Source organism: Candidatus Foliamicus sp., assembly GCF_965221325.1.
Lineage (GTDB): Bacteria > Pseudomonadota > Gammaproteobacteria > Steroidobacterales > Foliamicaceae > Foliamicus.
The window spans coordinates 760,526-775,663 of sequence record NZ_OZ244880.1 but is presented as its reverse complement, the minus strand read 5'-3'; the positions used below and the strand labels follow the sequence as shown (position 1 = coordinate 775,663).

The window sequence follows — 15,138 nt, the reverse complement described above, 5'->3', positions numbered from 1 at the left end:
CTCAAATCTCTTGCTGGAGGTTCCGCGGGCTAACGCTGCGGAGTTAATTCTCCGGGTCGGTTGCCGGCGCGGGGCGGGCGGGCGGCGCGTTTTCCGACGTTTCGTCAACCAGCAGGTACATCTTTTCGCCGGGACCGACCATTCCCAGCTCGGAGCGAGCCAGGCGCTCGATTTCCTCATCGCCGGCCCTGAGGTCCTCGACTTCCGCGGCCAGCCGGCGGTTGCGTTCGCGCAGCGCGGCGTTGTCCCGCGCCTGCTCCGCCACTTCCTCTTGCACGCGAAACAAGCTGCCCAGGCCGTCGTCAGCAAACCACAGCGCATACTGCAGGCCGACCAACGCGATGCCGCCAAGCAGTATCCCGAAACGTTTAGCCCGCATGATGGGCGCTCACGTGGGCCGGAAAGGCGCTTTTGCCGGCATATGAAGCTTGCTCGCCGAGTTCTTCGGCAATTCTGAGCAGGCGATTGTATTTTTCCGTGCGATCGGACCGGCAGGGCGCGCCGGTCTTGATCTGCGTGGCTGCCGAACCCACGGCCAGATCGGCGATGAAGGTGTCCGCAGTTTCGCCCGAGCGATGCGAGATCACCGCCGCATAGCCGGCCGCGGCCGCCGCGTCCACCGCCGCCAGCGTTTCGGTCAGCGTGCCCACCTGGTTGGGCTTGATCAGAATCGCGTTTCCGACGCGGCGTTCGATACCCTCGGCAAGAATGGCCGTTTGGGTAACGAACAGGTCGTCCCCCACCAGTTGCACCGTGTCGCCCAGAGCGCGGGACAGCGCTTCCCATCCCTGCCAGTCGTCCTCGGCCATGCCGTCTTCGATGCTCACCACGGGGTAGGCGTTGGCCAATTCCTTGAGCCAGCCTGCAAAGTCGGCGCTGTCGAACTTGCGTCCCTCGGAAGCCAGATCGTAGAGGCCGTCCGCATACAACTCGCTGGCAGCCACATCCAGGCCCAGCAGGAAATCGCCGGGCACAGAGAATCCGGCCCGTTCGATCGCTTCGATCAGGACCTCCAGCGCCGCCGAATTGGAGGGCAGGTCGGGCGCGAATCCGCCCTCGTCGCCCACCGCCGTGGAGCGCCCGGCGCCGCGCAAGACATCCTTCAATGCGTGGTACACCTCCACGCCCCAGCGCAAGGCTTCGCAAAAGTCGCCGGCGCCCACCGGAAGCACCATGAACTCCTGCACGTCCAGGCGATTGTCGGCGTGCGCTCCTCCGTTCACGACATTCATCATCGGCGTCGGCAGCCGCTGCGCGCCCGCACCAGTGTCCAAACTGCGGTAAAGCGGCACACCCGAGGACAAGGCGCCTGCGCGTGCGTAGGCTAACGATACGGCAAGCATGGCATTGGCGCCCAGATTCGAGCGGCTGGCCGTGCCGTCCAGCTCCACCATGCGCAAATCCAGTTCCCGCTGGGCCCCCGCGTCCATACCCAGCAAGGCGTCGCGGATGCGGCCGTTCACGTGCCCCACGGCATTTCGCACACCTCGGCCGGCGAAGCGTTTGCTGTCACCATCGCGCAACTCGACCGCCTCGCGCGCGCCGGTGGAGGCGCCGGATGGCACTGCAGCACGCCCGAAGGCCCCACAGCTCAGGCCCACTTCGGCTTCCAGCGTGGGGTTGCCGCGCGAGTCCAGAATCTCGCGCGCGTGAATTTCAGTTATGCGAGACACGATGCCTCCGCCAGCGGCCTGGACTTGACGGTCCGGTCGAGCTCAAGAAGCGACTCCATCAGTTCGCGCACGCGCGGCAAGGGCCAGGCGTTGGGGCCGTCGCTCAAGGCCTCCTCGGGCCGCAGGTGGGTTTCCATGAACAACCCCGCCACGCCCACGCCCACCGCGGCGCGCGCCAGCACCGGCACGAATTCGCGCTGACCGCCGGACGAACTGCCCTGGGCGCCGGGCAACTGCACCGAATGGGTGCAGTCGAACACTACCGGACAGTCGGTGGTGCGCAGTTGCGCCAGCGAGCGCATGTCGGCCACGAGGTTGTTGTAGCCGAAAGAAAAGCCCCGTTCGCAGACGAGAATGGAGCGGTTGCCGGTGGAGCGCGCCTTGGCAACCACATTGCTCATCTCCGCCGGCGAGAGAAACTGGCCTTTCTTGATGTTGAGCGGCTTGCCCGCAGCTGCGGCGCGCAGGATGAAATCGGTTTGCCGGCACAACAGCGCCGGTGTCTGCAGCACGTCGGCGACGGACGCCACCTCGTCCATGGGCGTGTTCTCGTGCACGTCGGTCAGCACGGGCAGACCGGTATGTTGCTTTACTTCCTCAAGTATCCTGAGCCCGCGCTCCATTCCATGGCCGCGGAAACTTTCCAGCGAAGAGCGGTTGGCCTTGTCGAACGACGACTTGTAAACCAGCGGGAACCCCAAATCGCTGCTGATTTCCGCCAGTTGACCGGCGGTTTCAAGCGCCGAATCCCGCGATTCCACCACGCAGGTGCCGGCGATCAGGAACAGCGGCTGGTCGAGCCCGGCGACAAACCCGGCCACCTCCGCCCTGCCGGCGCTGGTCGGCGAACCCACGAAAGTTAGGCGCCGGCCGCGGTGGCCGTCTTGGCCGGAAGGTCGCCCCGCCGCATGTAGCGCGCGGCGGCGCCCATGAAGCCGTCGAACAGGCGGTGGCCGTCGCGCGGCGTGGACGTGAATTCGGGGTGGAACTGGCTGGCCAGAAACCACGGATGCGCCGGCAATTCAATGACTTCCACCAGACCGTCCGAAGAGCGGCCGGAGAAGCCCAGGCCGGACTCTTGCAAGCGCTCAAGATAGCGGTTGTTGAACTCGTAGCGGTGCCGGTGACGCTCATACACGGGCGTCTGGGCGTATTCCTGCAGAGCCAGGCTGTCCGCAGCCAAGTGGCAAGCCTGTTCCCCGAGGCGCATGGTGCCGCCCTTTTCCGAGTCGGCGTCGCGGTGCTCCACCTGTCCGGATTCATCCACCCACTCGGTAACCAAGGCCACCACCGGATGCGGCGTTTCGGCGTTGAACTCGGTACTGTTGGCGTCCTTCAGGCCCGCCACATTGCGGGCGAACTCGATCACGGCCACCTGCATGCCCAGGCAGATGCCAAGGTACGGAATCTCCTTATCGCGCGCATGTGTCACCGCCTGCACCATGCCCTCTATGCCGCGCTCGCCGAAGCCGCCCGGCACCAGAATCGCATGTACGCCGGCCAGGCAGTCGGCGCCCGAATCCTCGATTTGAGAGGATTCGATGTGGCGCACACGCACGTTTACGCCGGCGCGGCGCCCGGCGTGACTCAAGGCTTCGTTGAGCGAGATATACGAATCGCGCAGATCCATGTATTTCCCGACCATGGCCACGGTCACTTCGCCCTCGCAGTCGCGGCCCGCGGCCACCACGCGCTCCCACTCGGCAAGATCGGCCGGCGGAAGGTCCATGCCGAACTGCTTCACAAGCACTTCGTCCAAGCCCTGGTTTTTCAGTTCGAGGGGGATCGCATAGAGGTCGTCCATGTCCGGAGCGGAGAACACCGCCGCCTCCGGCACGTTCGCAAACAGCGCGATCTTGCGTCTTTGTTCGTCCGGCAGGTGCAGCTCCGAGCGACAGACCAGCACGTCGGGCTGGATTCCGATCGAACGCAATTCCTTCACCGAGTGTTGGGTGGGCTTGGTCTTGATTTCCTGCGAGGTAGCGACATAGGGAACCAGCGTGACGTGCAGGAAGGCAACGTTCTCGGTGCCCATGTCCAGGCCGATCTGGCGAATGGCCTCCAGAAACGGCAGGGATTCGATGTCGCCCACCGTGCCGCCCACCTCGACGATGCAGACGTCGGCGTCTCCGGCGCCGGAAAATACCGAGTCCCGGATTTCGTCGGTTATGTGCGGAATGACCTGAACCGTGGCGCCCAGGTAGCCGCCGCGGCGCTCGCGCGCGATCACCGCGTTGTAGATGCGCCCGGTGGTGAAATTGGAATCGCGGCCCGGCTTGCTGCTGCGCACGAAGCGTTCATAGTGGCCAAGATCAAGGTCGGCTTCGGCGCCGTCCGCGGTTACGAACACTTCGCCATGCTGAAAGGGACTCATGGTGCCCGGATCCACATTGAGGTAGGGATCCAGCTTGATCATGCTGACGGAAAGGCCGCGGGCTTCGAGAATAGCGCCCAGCGAGGCTGCGGTTATGCCCTTCCCAAGCGACGAAACTACGCCGCCGGTAACGAAAATGTAGCGGGTCATGCCACTCCGACCACAATCATGGATCGGGCATCAACCTTAACACAGACCGGCCCCAAAAAGCCGCGCGACCGGCCCCGAAACCGCCGCGCGCCGGCAGCGGGTTCAGGCCTTGTCAGGCGGCGATAGCGGGGCTATGCAAATACGCCCCCGCCGCCGCGAAAGCCGCGCGCCGGGCCAGCGCGCCTCCGGGCGGCGGTCGGGCCGCGCGTTGAGCAGCATGTCCAAGGCGGCGTGCAGCCGTGCCTCCGGCGGAGCGCTCAGGCCCAGAGTGTTCAAGCGCGCGCGCAGCAAGTTGGCGCGCCGCGCCGGCGAAAGTTTCAGCAATCCCTGGCAGTCGATGCTGTCTGCGCGCGCGATCCCGCGGCCGTCCTGCTCAGCGAGAGCGAGCAACAGCTCGCGCGTTTCCGCAGCCAGGCGCGCCAAGCGACCCGCCGTGGCCCCGGCTCCGGGCCAGCGCTCGCGCAGCAGCGGAAGCACCTCGTGGCGCAGAAAGGCCCGGTCCAGGCCGGTATCCCGGTTGGATGCATCATCGACGTAGGGTGCGCCTCTGCGCTCCAACCACGCCCGGAGATCCGCTTGCGGCACGTCCAGCAGCGGCCGCAGCAACCAGCCCGGGCCGAAGGAGCGACTTTCATGGATACCGGCAAGTCCCGCAACGCCGGCGCCCCGCAACATGCGCAGCAAAAGCGTTTCCCACTGGTCGTCCTGGTGGTGCGCGGTCAGCAGGCACTCGCCAGGCTGCATAAGCTCCTGCAAAGCGGCATAGCGCGCGCTCCGAGCGGCGGCCTCCACGCCCTTGCCGCCGAGCTGCACGTTTACCTCCCGGCACTCGAAGCGGAGGCCGAGATCCTTGGCCACTGTCTCGCAATGCCTGGCCCAGACGCCGGCGCTGCTCTGCAGACCGTGGTTCACATGCGCAACCCGCAAGACCTCTCGGCCGGACTTGCCGAGCAGCTCATGCAAGGCCAGCAACAGCGCCGTGGAATCACCGCCGCCGCTGAACGCCACCAGCAGCCGGTCATCCCTCCAGCCGGGGCGCAGGCGGCTCAGCGCCGCTTCGATTGTGCTGGCCAGCGCGTCGATCGCAGCGCTACCGCTCTTGCCGGTTAGCCTGGAAGGCCGTAAACCAGGCCGAATTGGAGGCGAGCACGACCCTCCGCGCCACCATGCACGGACCTCCGCGGTTCATGGTTCCGCGCTCTGGAACGCTCAGGCGGTGCCCGCCAGCACACCTTCCGGGTTATCGAGCAGATCGGGGTGATGGATTCTGACCAGGCGCAGTAGTTCCGTCGGCAAGCCGTCCGGCGACAGGGCGCGGCCACCCCGTCCGTTCTGCACGGTGTGCCCCGGCGTATCGCCCATCTTCATCCACGGACGAAATGCGGTGGTGGCGAGGTAGGCCACATCGCTGGGCACGGCGACCATCGAGTCGTCCGAAAGCTGCTTCCAGCTTCCGCGATTGGTGGTCCACTCACGGTAGAAGAAACTCGGCTTCGAGGCGTCGCCCGAATACACGCGTGTGCTCACGTCCTGGCGGATGTAGAAGTCGTCGCCACGGCGCTGAGGCAGGCTGATATAGCGTTCGCTCACGGCCTGGCCGGAAAGGAAGAAAGAACTGCCGTCAACCGTCTCCCGGTCCATGGTGAATTCGCTCGTCTCTTCGCCGCGAATGCTTATTTCCGTGTGCGAGGGACCGGCCCGGTAGAGCGGCGCCTCGATCGTCTCGCCGGTAACCGGGTTGCTGAGCGTGTCACCCAACTCGCCGGTTTCAATGTCCACATACATGGCCACTTCCAGCGAAACGCTCTTGTAGAGCAGATCGTCCACCCGCTGCACCTGGCGAATGGTGGTGGACAACAGCCGGTAAAACGGATACGTGACGCCTTCCACGAAGGCGTAGTTCACCGCGTCCACCCAGCCCATGGTCACGCGCTCGTCCAGGCTGCAGCGCAGCTTCAGAAACATGCGTAGCATGTCCTCCTCGGAGAGCTGGAGATCGGTGAGTCCCGAATAGTCCTCCTGCGCTTGGGCAGGCAGGCTTGCCGCCAACGGCGCGCCCAACGCACCAGCCAGCAATGCGCGGCGATTGATCTTGTCTTTCATGTGTTCCTCCCGATGAATTCCTGCACATTGTGCCTGCAAACGCGGCCGACTAGGCCTCGCGGAATACGCCGTAGTTCAGCAGCCGCTGTTGGCGGCGCTCCAGCAACTGCGGCGTGTCCAGACGTGTGAGCTGCAGCAGGTACTTGCTGATTGCCTTCTTGAGGCTGGCCACGGCCGCGGCCGGGTCCCGGTGGGCTCCGCCCAGAGGCTCGTCGAGTACTTCATCCACCAGCTTGAATTGGAGCAGCCGGTTGGCCGTTATGCCCATGGCGTCCGCCGCTTCGGTGGCGTGCTCGGCGCTCTTCCAGAGTATGCTGGCGCAGCCCTCCGGCGAAATCACCGAATAGATGCTGTATTGCAGCATGATCACGGCGTCAGCCACGCCAATGGCGAGCGCGCCGCCGGAGCCGCCCTCGCCGATGATCGCGCTGATGATGGGCGTTTTCAGGCCCACCATGCAGCTCAGGCTTGAGGCGATGGCTTCGCTCTGGCCGCGCTCTTCGGCGCCGATGCCCGGATAGGCGCCGGGCGTATCGATCAGGGTAACCACGGGCAACCCGAATTTTTCGGCCAGTTGCATCAGCCGCTGCGCCTTGCGGTAGCCCTCCGGGCGGGTCATGCCGTAATTCCGCTGCACGCGAGACGCGGTATCGCGCCCTTTCTGGTGTCCGACAAACATTACCGGGGCCCCATCGATTCGCCCTGGCCCGCCCACCAGCGCGAAATCGTCCGCATACATCCGGTCGCCATGCAGTTCCTGGAAGTCGGCGCTCATGCCGGCAATGTAGTCCAGCGAATACGGCCGCTTGGGATGGCGCGCCACCTGCGCCGTTTGCCAGGGGGTGAGCTTGCGGTAGATGTTGCGGGTCAGGGAGCGGCTGCTGCGTTCGAGCCGCTTGATCTCGGCGGCCACATCCACGCCCGAGCTGTTGTCGAGAAACCTCAGTTGCTCGATCTTGCTCTCCAGCTCCGCAATGGGCTGCTCGAAGTCTAGAAACGAATCCATGCGCAGTAGCTACCGTCCAGGCCCCGCCGGGTCGGGATGTGCGATTGTAAGCGCTGATAACAGCTTTTGCGGACTGTAATCGACCGGATGCCCGCAGCCGCGGGTGCCGGCGCGGCTGCGAAATCCGTCAAGCCGATTGCCGGACTGGCGCGCGAACCTCCGGCGCGGAGGCCGAACGCGCATAGCGGAATTCGAATTTCTGTACAGCGGGAAATTGCTGCAACGCGTGGCGCAAAGACGCCGTCGCGCGCACTTTCCAGCCGGCCCCCAGACGCAGCCGGCCGGATGCGTTGCTGCCCGCATACTGAATGATGACTTCGGCGTCGCCCGGCGTATGGGCTTTAAGCAAATCCTGCAATCGCCGCAACTGCGCCTGGGCTTCCGCCGGCTCCGACGCGGGCGCACAGCGCAACCACAGTGCCCGGGCATGCTTTTCCAGCACCTCGTCCAGCGATTCCACGGAATCCGCGAACAAAGTCGGCGAACCCCGCTGCAAGCGCGTGAGGCGCCCCCGCACCAGCACCAGCGAATGCGGCGTGATCAGCCGTGCAGGCGGTGCGCCCGAGTCCCAGCGCGGCATGCGCACGGGCAGGCGCGCTTCGCCGTCGTCGAGATCGACGAAATTGGCTCCACCTCTGCGCCACTTTCGCAATATGCTGCCGGCAACCATGACGGTAGGGGCGTCATTCTTTTCCAGCGTTCCGGCCGGAGTGCGGCCCAGAATCTCGCGTAGCCCACCGCCCGTCAACTGCGCGGCCTCGCGCCTGCACTCGTCGAAAGGGTGACCGCTAAGGCAGAAGCCCAGGCTGCGCCGCTCGCCATCCAGGCGCTCGCGGGAGCTCCATTCGGGTGCCTCGGGGATCTCGATATGCTCGGCTTGGCCGCCCGTCTCGCCGAACAGCCCCTCCTGGCCCAGTTCGGCGTCGCGGGCAGCCTGCGCCGCGGCGGCCAGCGCACCAGGCAGCACCTTCATCACCGCCGCGCGATTGGCGCAGAGACTATCGAGAGCACCGGAACGAACCAGCGTCTCGGCCTGCCGCTGGTGCAGGCCGGCGCCGCTGACCCGTGTGAAGAATTCGCCCAGCGTAGCGAATTCCCCGGCAGCGCTCCGCTCGGCGGCAATGGCGCTGGCCGCTCCCTGCCCCAGGCCGCGCACTGCACCCAGTCCGCAACGCACGGACTTGCCGTCCACGGCGCTGAATCCGACTTCCGAGCGGTTCACGTCCGGGGGCAGCACGGCAATACCCAGAGCCGCGCATTCCTGCGTCATCCAGTAGAGGCGCTCATGCGCGCCCATGTCGGTGGTCATGGTGGAGGCCATGAACTGCGCCGGATAACGCGCTTTCAGCCAGGCCGTCTGGTAGGCGACCGTGGCATAGGCGGTGGAATGCGACTTGTTGAAGCCGTAGCCGGCGAACGTTTCCATGAGGTTGAAGATGTGTTCGGCCTTGCCCCGCGCCAGGCCGTGCGCCAGCGCGCCCTTCACAAAAACCGAACGCTGGTCGGCCATTTCCGCCTTGAGCTTCTTGCCCATCGCCCGCCGCAGCACGTCGGCCTGGGCAAAGCTGTAGCCGGCGATCCGCCGCGCTATCTCCATGACCTGCTCCTGGTAAAGGATCACGCCGTAGGTCTCGCCGAGCAGTCCGTGCAGGTCGTCGTGCAGATAGTCCACGGCTTCCTGGCCGTGCTTGCGCCGGATGTAGCTGTCCGCCATTCCGGTTTGCAGCGGCCCGGGACGAAACAGCGCCACCAGCGCGATCAGGTCGCTGAAGCGGTCGGGCTTGAGGTCGCGAATCAGGTCGCGCATGCCCCGGGATTCCAGTTGAAATACCGCCCGCGTGCGCAAATTGCGCAGCAGTTCGAACACTTTGGGGTCGTCGAGAGGAATGTCTTCGATGTCGATGGGCGATGCATCGCGGGTCGCGCCGGCATGATTGACCTGGTCCACGGTGCGGGTGATGGTGGTGAGATCGTTCAAGGCCAGGAAATCGAACTTCACCAGGCCCACCGATTCGATGTCATCCTTGTCGAATTGGGTCACCGCGGGCGAATCGGAATCCTGACGGTACAGGGGCGTGAACTGCTCCAGGTCCGCCGGCGCAATCACGACCCCGCCCGCATGGGTGCTGGCGTTGCGCGGCAAGCCTTCCAGTTGCAGCGCCAGGTCCACGACCTCGCGCGCGTCGCCGTCGGTGTTGTAGAGGTGGCGGAGTTCCCGGTCGTCCTTCATGGCCTGCTCTATGGTCACGCCCACCGGCAGGGGCGGAATCAGCCCCGCCAACTGTTCGCCCAGCCCCAGCGGATAGGCCAGCACCCGGGTGGCATCCTTGATCGCCGCGCGCGCCGCCAGGCGGTTGAAGGCAACGATCTGGGCCACGCGATCCTGGCCGTATTCCCGGGCCACATAGGCCAGCACCTGCTCGCGACGCTCGGCGCAAAAATCGATGTCAATGTCGGGCATGGAGATCCGCTCCGGATTCAGGAAGCGCTCGAAGATCAGCCCATAACGCAGCGGATCTATGGTGGTGATGCCCAGCGCGTAGCTGATCAGCGAGCCGGCCGCCGAGCCCCGGCCCGGACCCACCGGCACGTCGTTTTCGCGTGCCCAGCGCACGATGTCCGCCACGATCAGGAAGTAGCCCGGATAGTCCATGCGCTCGACCACTTCGAGCTCGGCCTGCAAGCGCTTGCGATACTTGTCCGGCAGCGGAAAGTCGCCGCTCGGGTCGGGACCAATTTCCAGGCGGCTGGCCAGACCCGCGAGCGCCTCCGAGCGCAGGAATTCACGCTCCGCCACACCCTCGGGAACGCGCGCTTTGGGCAACTGCGGCCGCCCCAGGTCCAGTTCCACGCTGCAGGCGCGGGCTATGGCCACCGTGTTCTGCAAGGCCTCGGGAAGATCGGCGAACAATTCGGCCATCTCGGCGGGCGTTCTCAGGTACTGCTGCGGCGTATAGCGGGTGACGCGGCTCGGATCGTTGACGGTTTCGCCCAAGTGAATGCAAACGCGGGCTTCGTGGGCCGTGAACTCGCTTCTGTCCAGAAAGCGCACATCGTTGACGGCCACCAAGGGAATGCCCTCCGCGCCCGCGATGTCCACAGTCCGCTGCGTGGCTACAGCCTCGCCGCGGCGCCCCAGCCGGCTTACCTCCAGAAACAGGAATTCGCCCATCGACCGGCGCAGGGCCAGAAGCTGTTGCCGTTCGGCGCGGGCCTGCGGTCCGCTGCCGCTCGGACTCTTCAGAGCCGTCAACCCGATCAGTCCTTTCAGCGCCTCCGCGGTCAGCCACCGCGGGTGCAGCGCGGGCTCCCCACGCGCTTCCATCTCAAGGTGCATTCGGGACAGAAGGCGCAGCAGGTTGCGGTAGCCCTCGGCGTTCCGGCACAACAGCGTCAGCCGGCCCGGACTGCTGTGCGCGGCGTTGGCGGTCTCCGGCGCGAGGTGCAGATCGGCGCCCAGAATCGGCTTCACGCCGGCATTCAGGGCGGCCCGGTAGAAACGTACCGCGCCGAACATGTTGTTCAGATCGGTCAGCGCTACCGCCGGCATTCCCCGCTCGCGCACCGCCCGGCAAAAGCCGCCGCCGGCGCCGCTTATGCGCAGCACCGAATCGACCAGCGAGAACTCCGAGTGTAGGCGGAGATGTACGAACTCAGCCTGCTCCATGGCGCACTCAATCCTGGCTGGCCGCGCGCACCGGGCGGAAGCTCATGCGATGCACGGGACTAGCGCCCAAGCGGCGCAAGGCGAGGCGGTGCGCCGGCGCTCCGTAACCCTTGTGCTGCCCAAGCTGGTAGCCCGGCCAGCGCCTATCCAGGCCCCGCATCACGCGGTCGCGCCACTCCTTGGCGAGCACCGAAGCTGCGGCAATGGCCGAGCAGCGTCGGTCTCCGCCAATCATCGCTTCCAGTTGCACTTTTCCCGCCCAGCCGGGCGGCAATTCGGGAACATACGGACCGTCCACGTGCACCAGGTCAGGCCGGCGCGCAAGCCCGCCAAGGGCTCGGCGCATGGCCAGCAGGCTGGCGCGCAGGATATTCAGGCGGTCGATCTCCTGCACGCTGGCCAGACCCACTGCCCAGGCAAGACAGCCGGCGCGTATCGGGCCTTCCAGTGCGGCTCGCTGCCGCGGCGTGAGCTGCTTGGAATCGCGCGCACCGGGCAGTCCGCCGCCTACGGGCAACAACACCGCGGCGGCTACCACCGGTCCGGCCAGCGCGCCACGGCCTGCCTCATCCACTCCGGCAAACAGTCCGGGCATTATTTCAGCAAGCTCCGGCCGCTGCCAGCACCGCGCGCGCCGCGCGTTCGTTGGCGCCGCGGCGCAGCGATTTCGAGAGTCGGGCGAACTCGGACCGTGCCGCCTCGCGCGCTCCGGGGTCATCATGCAGCCGCAGCAATGCTTCCCCCAACAATTCGCCGCGGGCTCGATTCTGGAGCAACTCGGGCGCCAGTGCACGGCCGGCGAGGATATTCGGCAACGCAACCCAGGGGGTCTTCACGAGCCGAAAGGCGCGCAAGACGAAGGCCGTGAGCGGCGCGAACCGGTACGCAACCACCAACGGACATCCGCACAACATGGCCTCCATCGTAACCGTGCCCGAAGCCGTTACCGCGAGATCGGCCCGTGTCAGCAGATCGCGCGCGTTGCCGACCGTGCAGCGTACGTCCACTCCAGGCGCGTACTGCTGCAGCAAGGCCTCGAACTGGCGGCGCGCCTGCGCGGAGATCGCTGCCGACGCGAACCGCACTCCCGGCCGGCGCTGAGCCATCCACGCCGCCGCCTTGGCGATTGGCGGGCCTATGCGCTGGATTTCCGAGTGCCGCGAGCCGGGCAGCAAGGCCACCAGCAGCGCGTCGTCGCCTGAATGCTGCTGGCGTGCGATGGGGAGTGTTTCATCGGCCAGGGGATGCCCAACAAACTCGCCCCTTATGCTCTGTTCTCCCAGCAAGGCGGGCTCAAACGGCAGCATACAGAGCACTGCATCGCAGCAGCGGCGGATGCGCCGCGCGCGGCCGGCGCGCCAGGCCCATATCGAAGGGCAAACGTATTGGACGGTGGGTATGCCGCGCCGCTTCATGCGCGCCGCCAGGCCGAGGTTGAGCTCCGGGGAGTCGATGCCGACGAACACATCGGGGCGAAAAGCCGCAAGCTGCGCAAGCAGTCTGCGGCGCAGCAGCCACAGCCGCGGCAGGTGGCGAACAATCTCCGCAAGGCCCATGACCGCAAAATCCGAGGCGTCCAGCAGCGGCGCGCAGCCCGCCGCGCGCATTTCAGGACCGGCCACGCCGGCCACATCCACCGCTTGCGGGCCGGCGCTGAGGGCGCGAATCAATCCGGCGCCCAGCCTGTCCCCGGAGGCTTCGCCGGCCACCACCGCGATGCGCAGGGGCCGGTCTGGCACGCTCAACGCAAGAGTCCGCGTCCGGGTTCGGCCAGAAATTCTGCCAGCAAAGCCAGCTCCGGCTGCTCCTCTGCCGCTTTGGCAATCGCTTGCGTGGCATCGGCGCGGCTCAGTTCCTTGCGGTAGAGCGTGCGGTAGGCGCGTTCGACATTGGCGCGCTGCTCGGCGCTGAAGCCATGCCGCCGTAAACCGATCACATTCACGCCGCGCGGCTTCGGAGGCTGGCCTGCTACCAATACGTAAGGCGGTACGTCGCGGGTCACGCCCGAATAGATTCCAATGAAACTGTAGGCGCCGAGACGGCAGAATTGGTGGGCCCCCGAAAAGCCGGCCAGCGTGACGTGGTTGCCGACATGCACGTGGCCCGCCACGCTCGCGAAATTGGCCATCACCACATCGTCGCCCAGGATACAGTCGTGGGCGATATGTACGCTGGCCATAAGCCAGCAGTCGTTGCCTACGCGCGTCACTCCGCCGCCCTGTTCGGTACCGCGATTAATGGTCACGAACTCGCGAATCGTATTGTCATTGCCGATCTCAAGGCGGCTCGCCTCGCCCTCGCGGAATTTACGGTCTTGCGGAGCGCGCCCGATGGCCGCATGCGGATGGATCACGTTGCGCGCACCCATGCTTGTGGGCCCCTCCAGCACCACATGCGCGCCGATTCGGCAGTCTTCGCCGATCTTGACCCCGGCGCCGATCACCGCGTAAGGCTCGACCTCCACGCTGGCCGCCAGTTCCGCGCGCTGAGAAACAATGGCCGTGGCGTGAATCTTCGTCACCCGGCACGCTCCAGCCGCCGCACCCTCCGATACAGATCGTCGAGATTCCGGAAGCGGGCGGCGTTGCGCCGCCAGCGCGACACTTCTTCCATCGGGGTCATCGAACCGGCATAGGCGCCGGGGCGGGTAATCGAGCGGCTGACCACGGTTCGGGCCAGCAACACCACATCGTCGCAGATTTCCAGGTGCCCATTTATCCCCACCTGCCCGGCGATTCGGCACCGGCGCCCGATCCGCGCACTGCCGGCAATCGCCACGCAGCCGGCAATCGCGGTGTGCTCGCCGATTTGCGCGTTGTGCCCCACCTGTATCAGGTTGTCCAGCCGCACGCCGTTGCCCACCAAAGTGTCGTCCATCGCACCGCGGTCGATCACGGTATTGGCGCCGATCTCCACATCGTCGCCGACCCGTACGGATCCGAGTTGTGGAATCTTGCGCCAGCCCCCGCCTTGAAGCGGGGCCTGTCCGAAGCCGTCGGAGCCGACCACGGCACCGGGATGCACGATACAGCGCCGCCCCAGCACCACACCTTCGCAGACGGCCGCATTCGCCAGCAGCCGCGTGCCTTTGCCGATACGCGCACCGGCGCCCACCGTCACGTTGGAGCCCACGAACACGTCCCGCTGCAGCCTCGCCCCGGTGGCAATTCGGGCGCCGGGGCCGATTTCGCAGGAAGGGTCGATCGCCGCGTCACGCGACACGGTGGCGTCGGAATGCACACCGGGGCTGAGCGGCAGCAGCGCATGCAAGTCATCGGCCACGCGGGCGAACACGCCGTAGGGATCGGGCGTGATCAGCGCGGCGGCCGGACACTCGCCGGCGTGGCGTTCACTCAAGATCACCGCGCCGGCTGAAGTCGCGCGCAGATCGTCGAGGTAGGCCCGCTGGAGGAAGAAAGCGATGCAGTGGGAATCGGCGCGCGCCAGCGGCGCAACGCCGTGAATCCGAATCGCGGACTCGCCGCGCACGGTGCAGTCGTGTCGTTTGGCCAACTCCTCAAGCGTCAGCCCCTGCTCATGCCGCGACCGCCGTTGCATCAGGACTTGGCGAGGCGTGCCGCGCACCCACAGCCGACGCTGAGCGCGCGATGATTAGTCCTGCTGCTCGCTGCTGTAGGTTTCCTGGAGAGCGCCCAACACCTGGGCGTGATGTTGACGGCATCGCTGTAATACACCACGCCGCCGGTAAGAATGAGGTCGTATTCGTTTTCCTCGGCCACCTGCCGTACATGGGACAGAAATGTGATGCCCAGATCGCGACGGCTGGTGTCCTGCTCCAACTGAAAGTCTTCCTGCAAGGCTTGACTCAACTGCTGTATCTCACGCCGCAAGGCGATAATTTCGCGCTCCGCGCTACGCAATTGCTCGGTGCCCATGGTTTCGCTGTCGCGCTCGTAGCTCTCGCTGAGTTCCTCAAGGCGGGTCTGCTTGGCGTTGAGCTCGCGCTGTCGCGGCTCAAAGATTTCGCTGATCCGTTCGTTTTCCTCGCGTCCCTGTGGAGACTCGACGGTAAGCGCGTCGAGGCTGACGAAACCGATCTTGAGAGCGGAGTCCTGCGCCTGCAAGCCGACGGCGGCAAACAGGCCCATGGCAGCGCCCAGGAGTAGCTTCTTTGCGATATTCATAGCGTTTGAATGGCCTCTAG

At 65.9% G+C, this 15,138-nt stretch carries 13 protein-coding genes; all 13 read right to left on the bottom strand.

Translation table 11 applies throughout. From position 1 onward, the window contains the following. Nucleotides 1-43: 43 nt before the first annotated feature. Complete coding sequence (locus tag ACWCOO_RS03580) at nucleotides 44-379, bottom strand: septum formation initiator family protein (protein ID WP_446831588.1); 336 nt, start codon at nucleotides 377-379, stop codon at nucleotides 44-46. Next, nucleotides 369-1,673, bottom strand: coding sequence for a phosphopyruvate hydratase (eno, locus tag ACWCOO_RS03575; protein WP_446831587.1), 1,305 nt, complete (start codon nucleotides 1,671-1,673; stop codon nucleotides 369-371). Before eno ends, ACWCOO_RS03580 begins: the two co-directional genes overlap by 11 nt. Further along, nucleotides 1,661-2,527 (bottom strand): 3-deoxy-8-phosphooctulonate synthase, encoded by an 867-nt coding sequence (gene kdsA / locus ACWCOO_RS03570; RefSeq protein ID WP_446831586.1) that lies wholly within the window; start codon nucleotides 2,525-2,527, stop codon nucleotides 1,661-1,663. Before kdsA ends, eno begins: the two co-directional genes overlap by 13 nt. A gap of 5 nt (nucleotides 2,528-2,532) precedes the next feature. Beyond that, a complete protein-coding gene (locus ACWCOO_RS03565; RefSeq protein ID WP_446831585.1) occupies nucleotides 2,533-4,197 on the bottom strand; it encodes a CTP synthase in 1,665 nt (554 codons plus the stop codon). 102 nt (nucleotides 4,198-4,299) lie between these two features. Next, the gene (gene tilS / locus ACWCOO_RS03560; protein ID WP_446831584.1) at nucleotides 4,300-5,205 is read right to left on the bottom strand and encodes a tRNA lysidine(34) synthetase TilS; all 906 of its coding nucleotides are present in this window, start codon (nucleotides 5,203-5,205) and stop codon (nucleotides 4,300-4,302) included. A 201-nt stretch (nucleotides 5,206-5,406) separates the two neighbouring features. After that, on the bottom strand, nucleotides 5,407-6,300 hold the full coding sequence (locus tag ACWCOO_RS03555) for a DUF1838 family protein (RefSeq protein WP_446831583.1): 894 nt from the start codon (nucleotides 6,298-6,300) through the stop codon (nucleotides 5,407-5,409). 49 nt (nucleotides 6,301-6,349) lie between these two features. Continuing rightward, entirely contained in the window at nucleotides 6,350-7,306 is a 957-nt protein-coding gene (locus tag ACWCOO_RS03550) for an acetyl-CoA carboxylase carboxyltransferase subunit alpha (RefSeq protein ID WP_446831582.1), read from the bottom strand. A 127-nt stretch (nucleotides 7,307-7,433) separates the two neighbouring features. Then, nucleotides 7,434-10,973 (bottom strand): DNA polymerase III subunit alpha, encoded by a 3,540-nt coding sequence (dnaE, locus tag ACWCOO_RS03545; RefSeq protein WP_446831581.1) that lies wholly within the window; start codon nucleotides 10,971-10,973, stop codon nucleotides 7,434-7,436. Between the two features lie 7 nt (nucleotides 10,974-10,980). Beyond that, on the bottom strand, nucleotides 10,981-11,568 hold the full coding sequence (locus ACWCOO_RS03540) for a ribonuclease HII (RefSeq protein ID WP_446831580.1): 588 nt from the start codon (nucleotides 11,566-11,568) through the stop codon (nucleotides 10,981-10,983). Nucleotides 11,569-11,572: 4 nt separating this feature from the next. Beyond that, nucleotides 11,573-12,712, bottom strand: a complete 1,140-nt coding sequence (lpxB, locus tag ACWCOO_RS03535) for a lipid-A-disaccharide synthase (protein ID WP_446831992.1) — start codon at nucleotides 12,710-12,712, stop codon at nucleotides 11,573-11,575. Between the two features lie 2 nt (nucleotides 12,713-12,714). Beyond that, nucleotides 12,715-13,494: an acyl-ACP--UDP-N-acetylglucosamine O-acyltransferase gene (gene lpxA / locus ACWCOO_RS03530; RefSeq protein ID WP_446831579.1), complete on the bottom strand. Its 780-nt coding sequence runs from the start codon at nucleotides 13,492-13,494 to the stop codon at nucleotides 12,715-12,717. Beyond that, nucleotides 13,491-14,531: a UDP-3-O-(3-hydroxymyristoyl)glucosamine N-acyltransferase gene (lpxD, locus tag ACWCOO_RS03525; protein ID WP_446831578.1), complete on the bottom strand. Its 1,041-nt coding sequence runs from the start codon at nucleotides 14,529-14,531 to the stop codon at nucleotides 13,491-13,493. Before lpxD ends, lpxA begins: the two co-directional genes overlap by 4 nt. Beyond that, the gene (locus ACWCOO_RS03520; RefSeq protein ID WP_446831577.1) at nucleotides 14,531-15,118 is read right to left on the bottom strand and encodes an OmpH family outer membrane protein; all 588 of its coding nucleotides are present in this window, start codon (nucleotides 15,116-15,118) and stop codon (nucleotides 14,531-14,533) included. The genes lpxD and ACWCOO_RS03520 overlap by 1 nt, the downstream gene beginning before the upstream one ends. Between the last annotated feature and the right edge of the window lie 20 nt (nucleotides 15,119-15,138).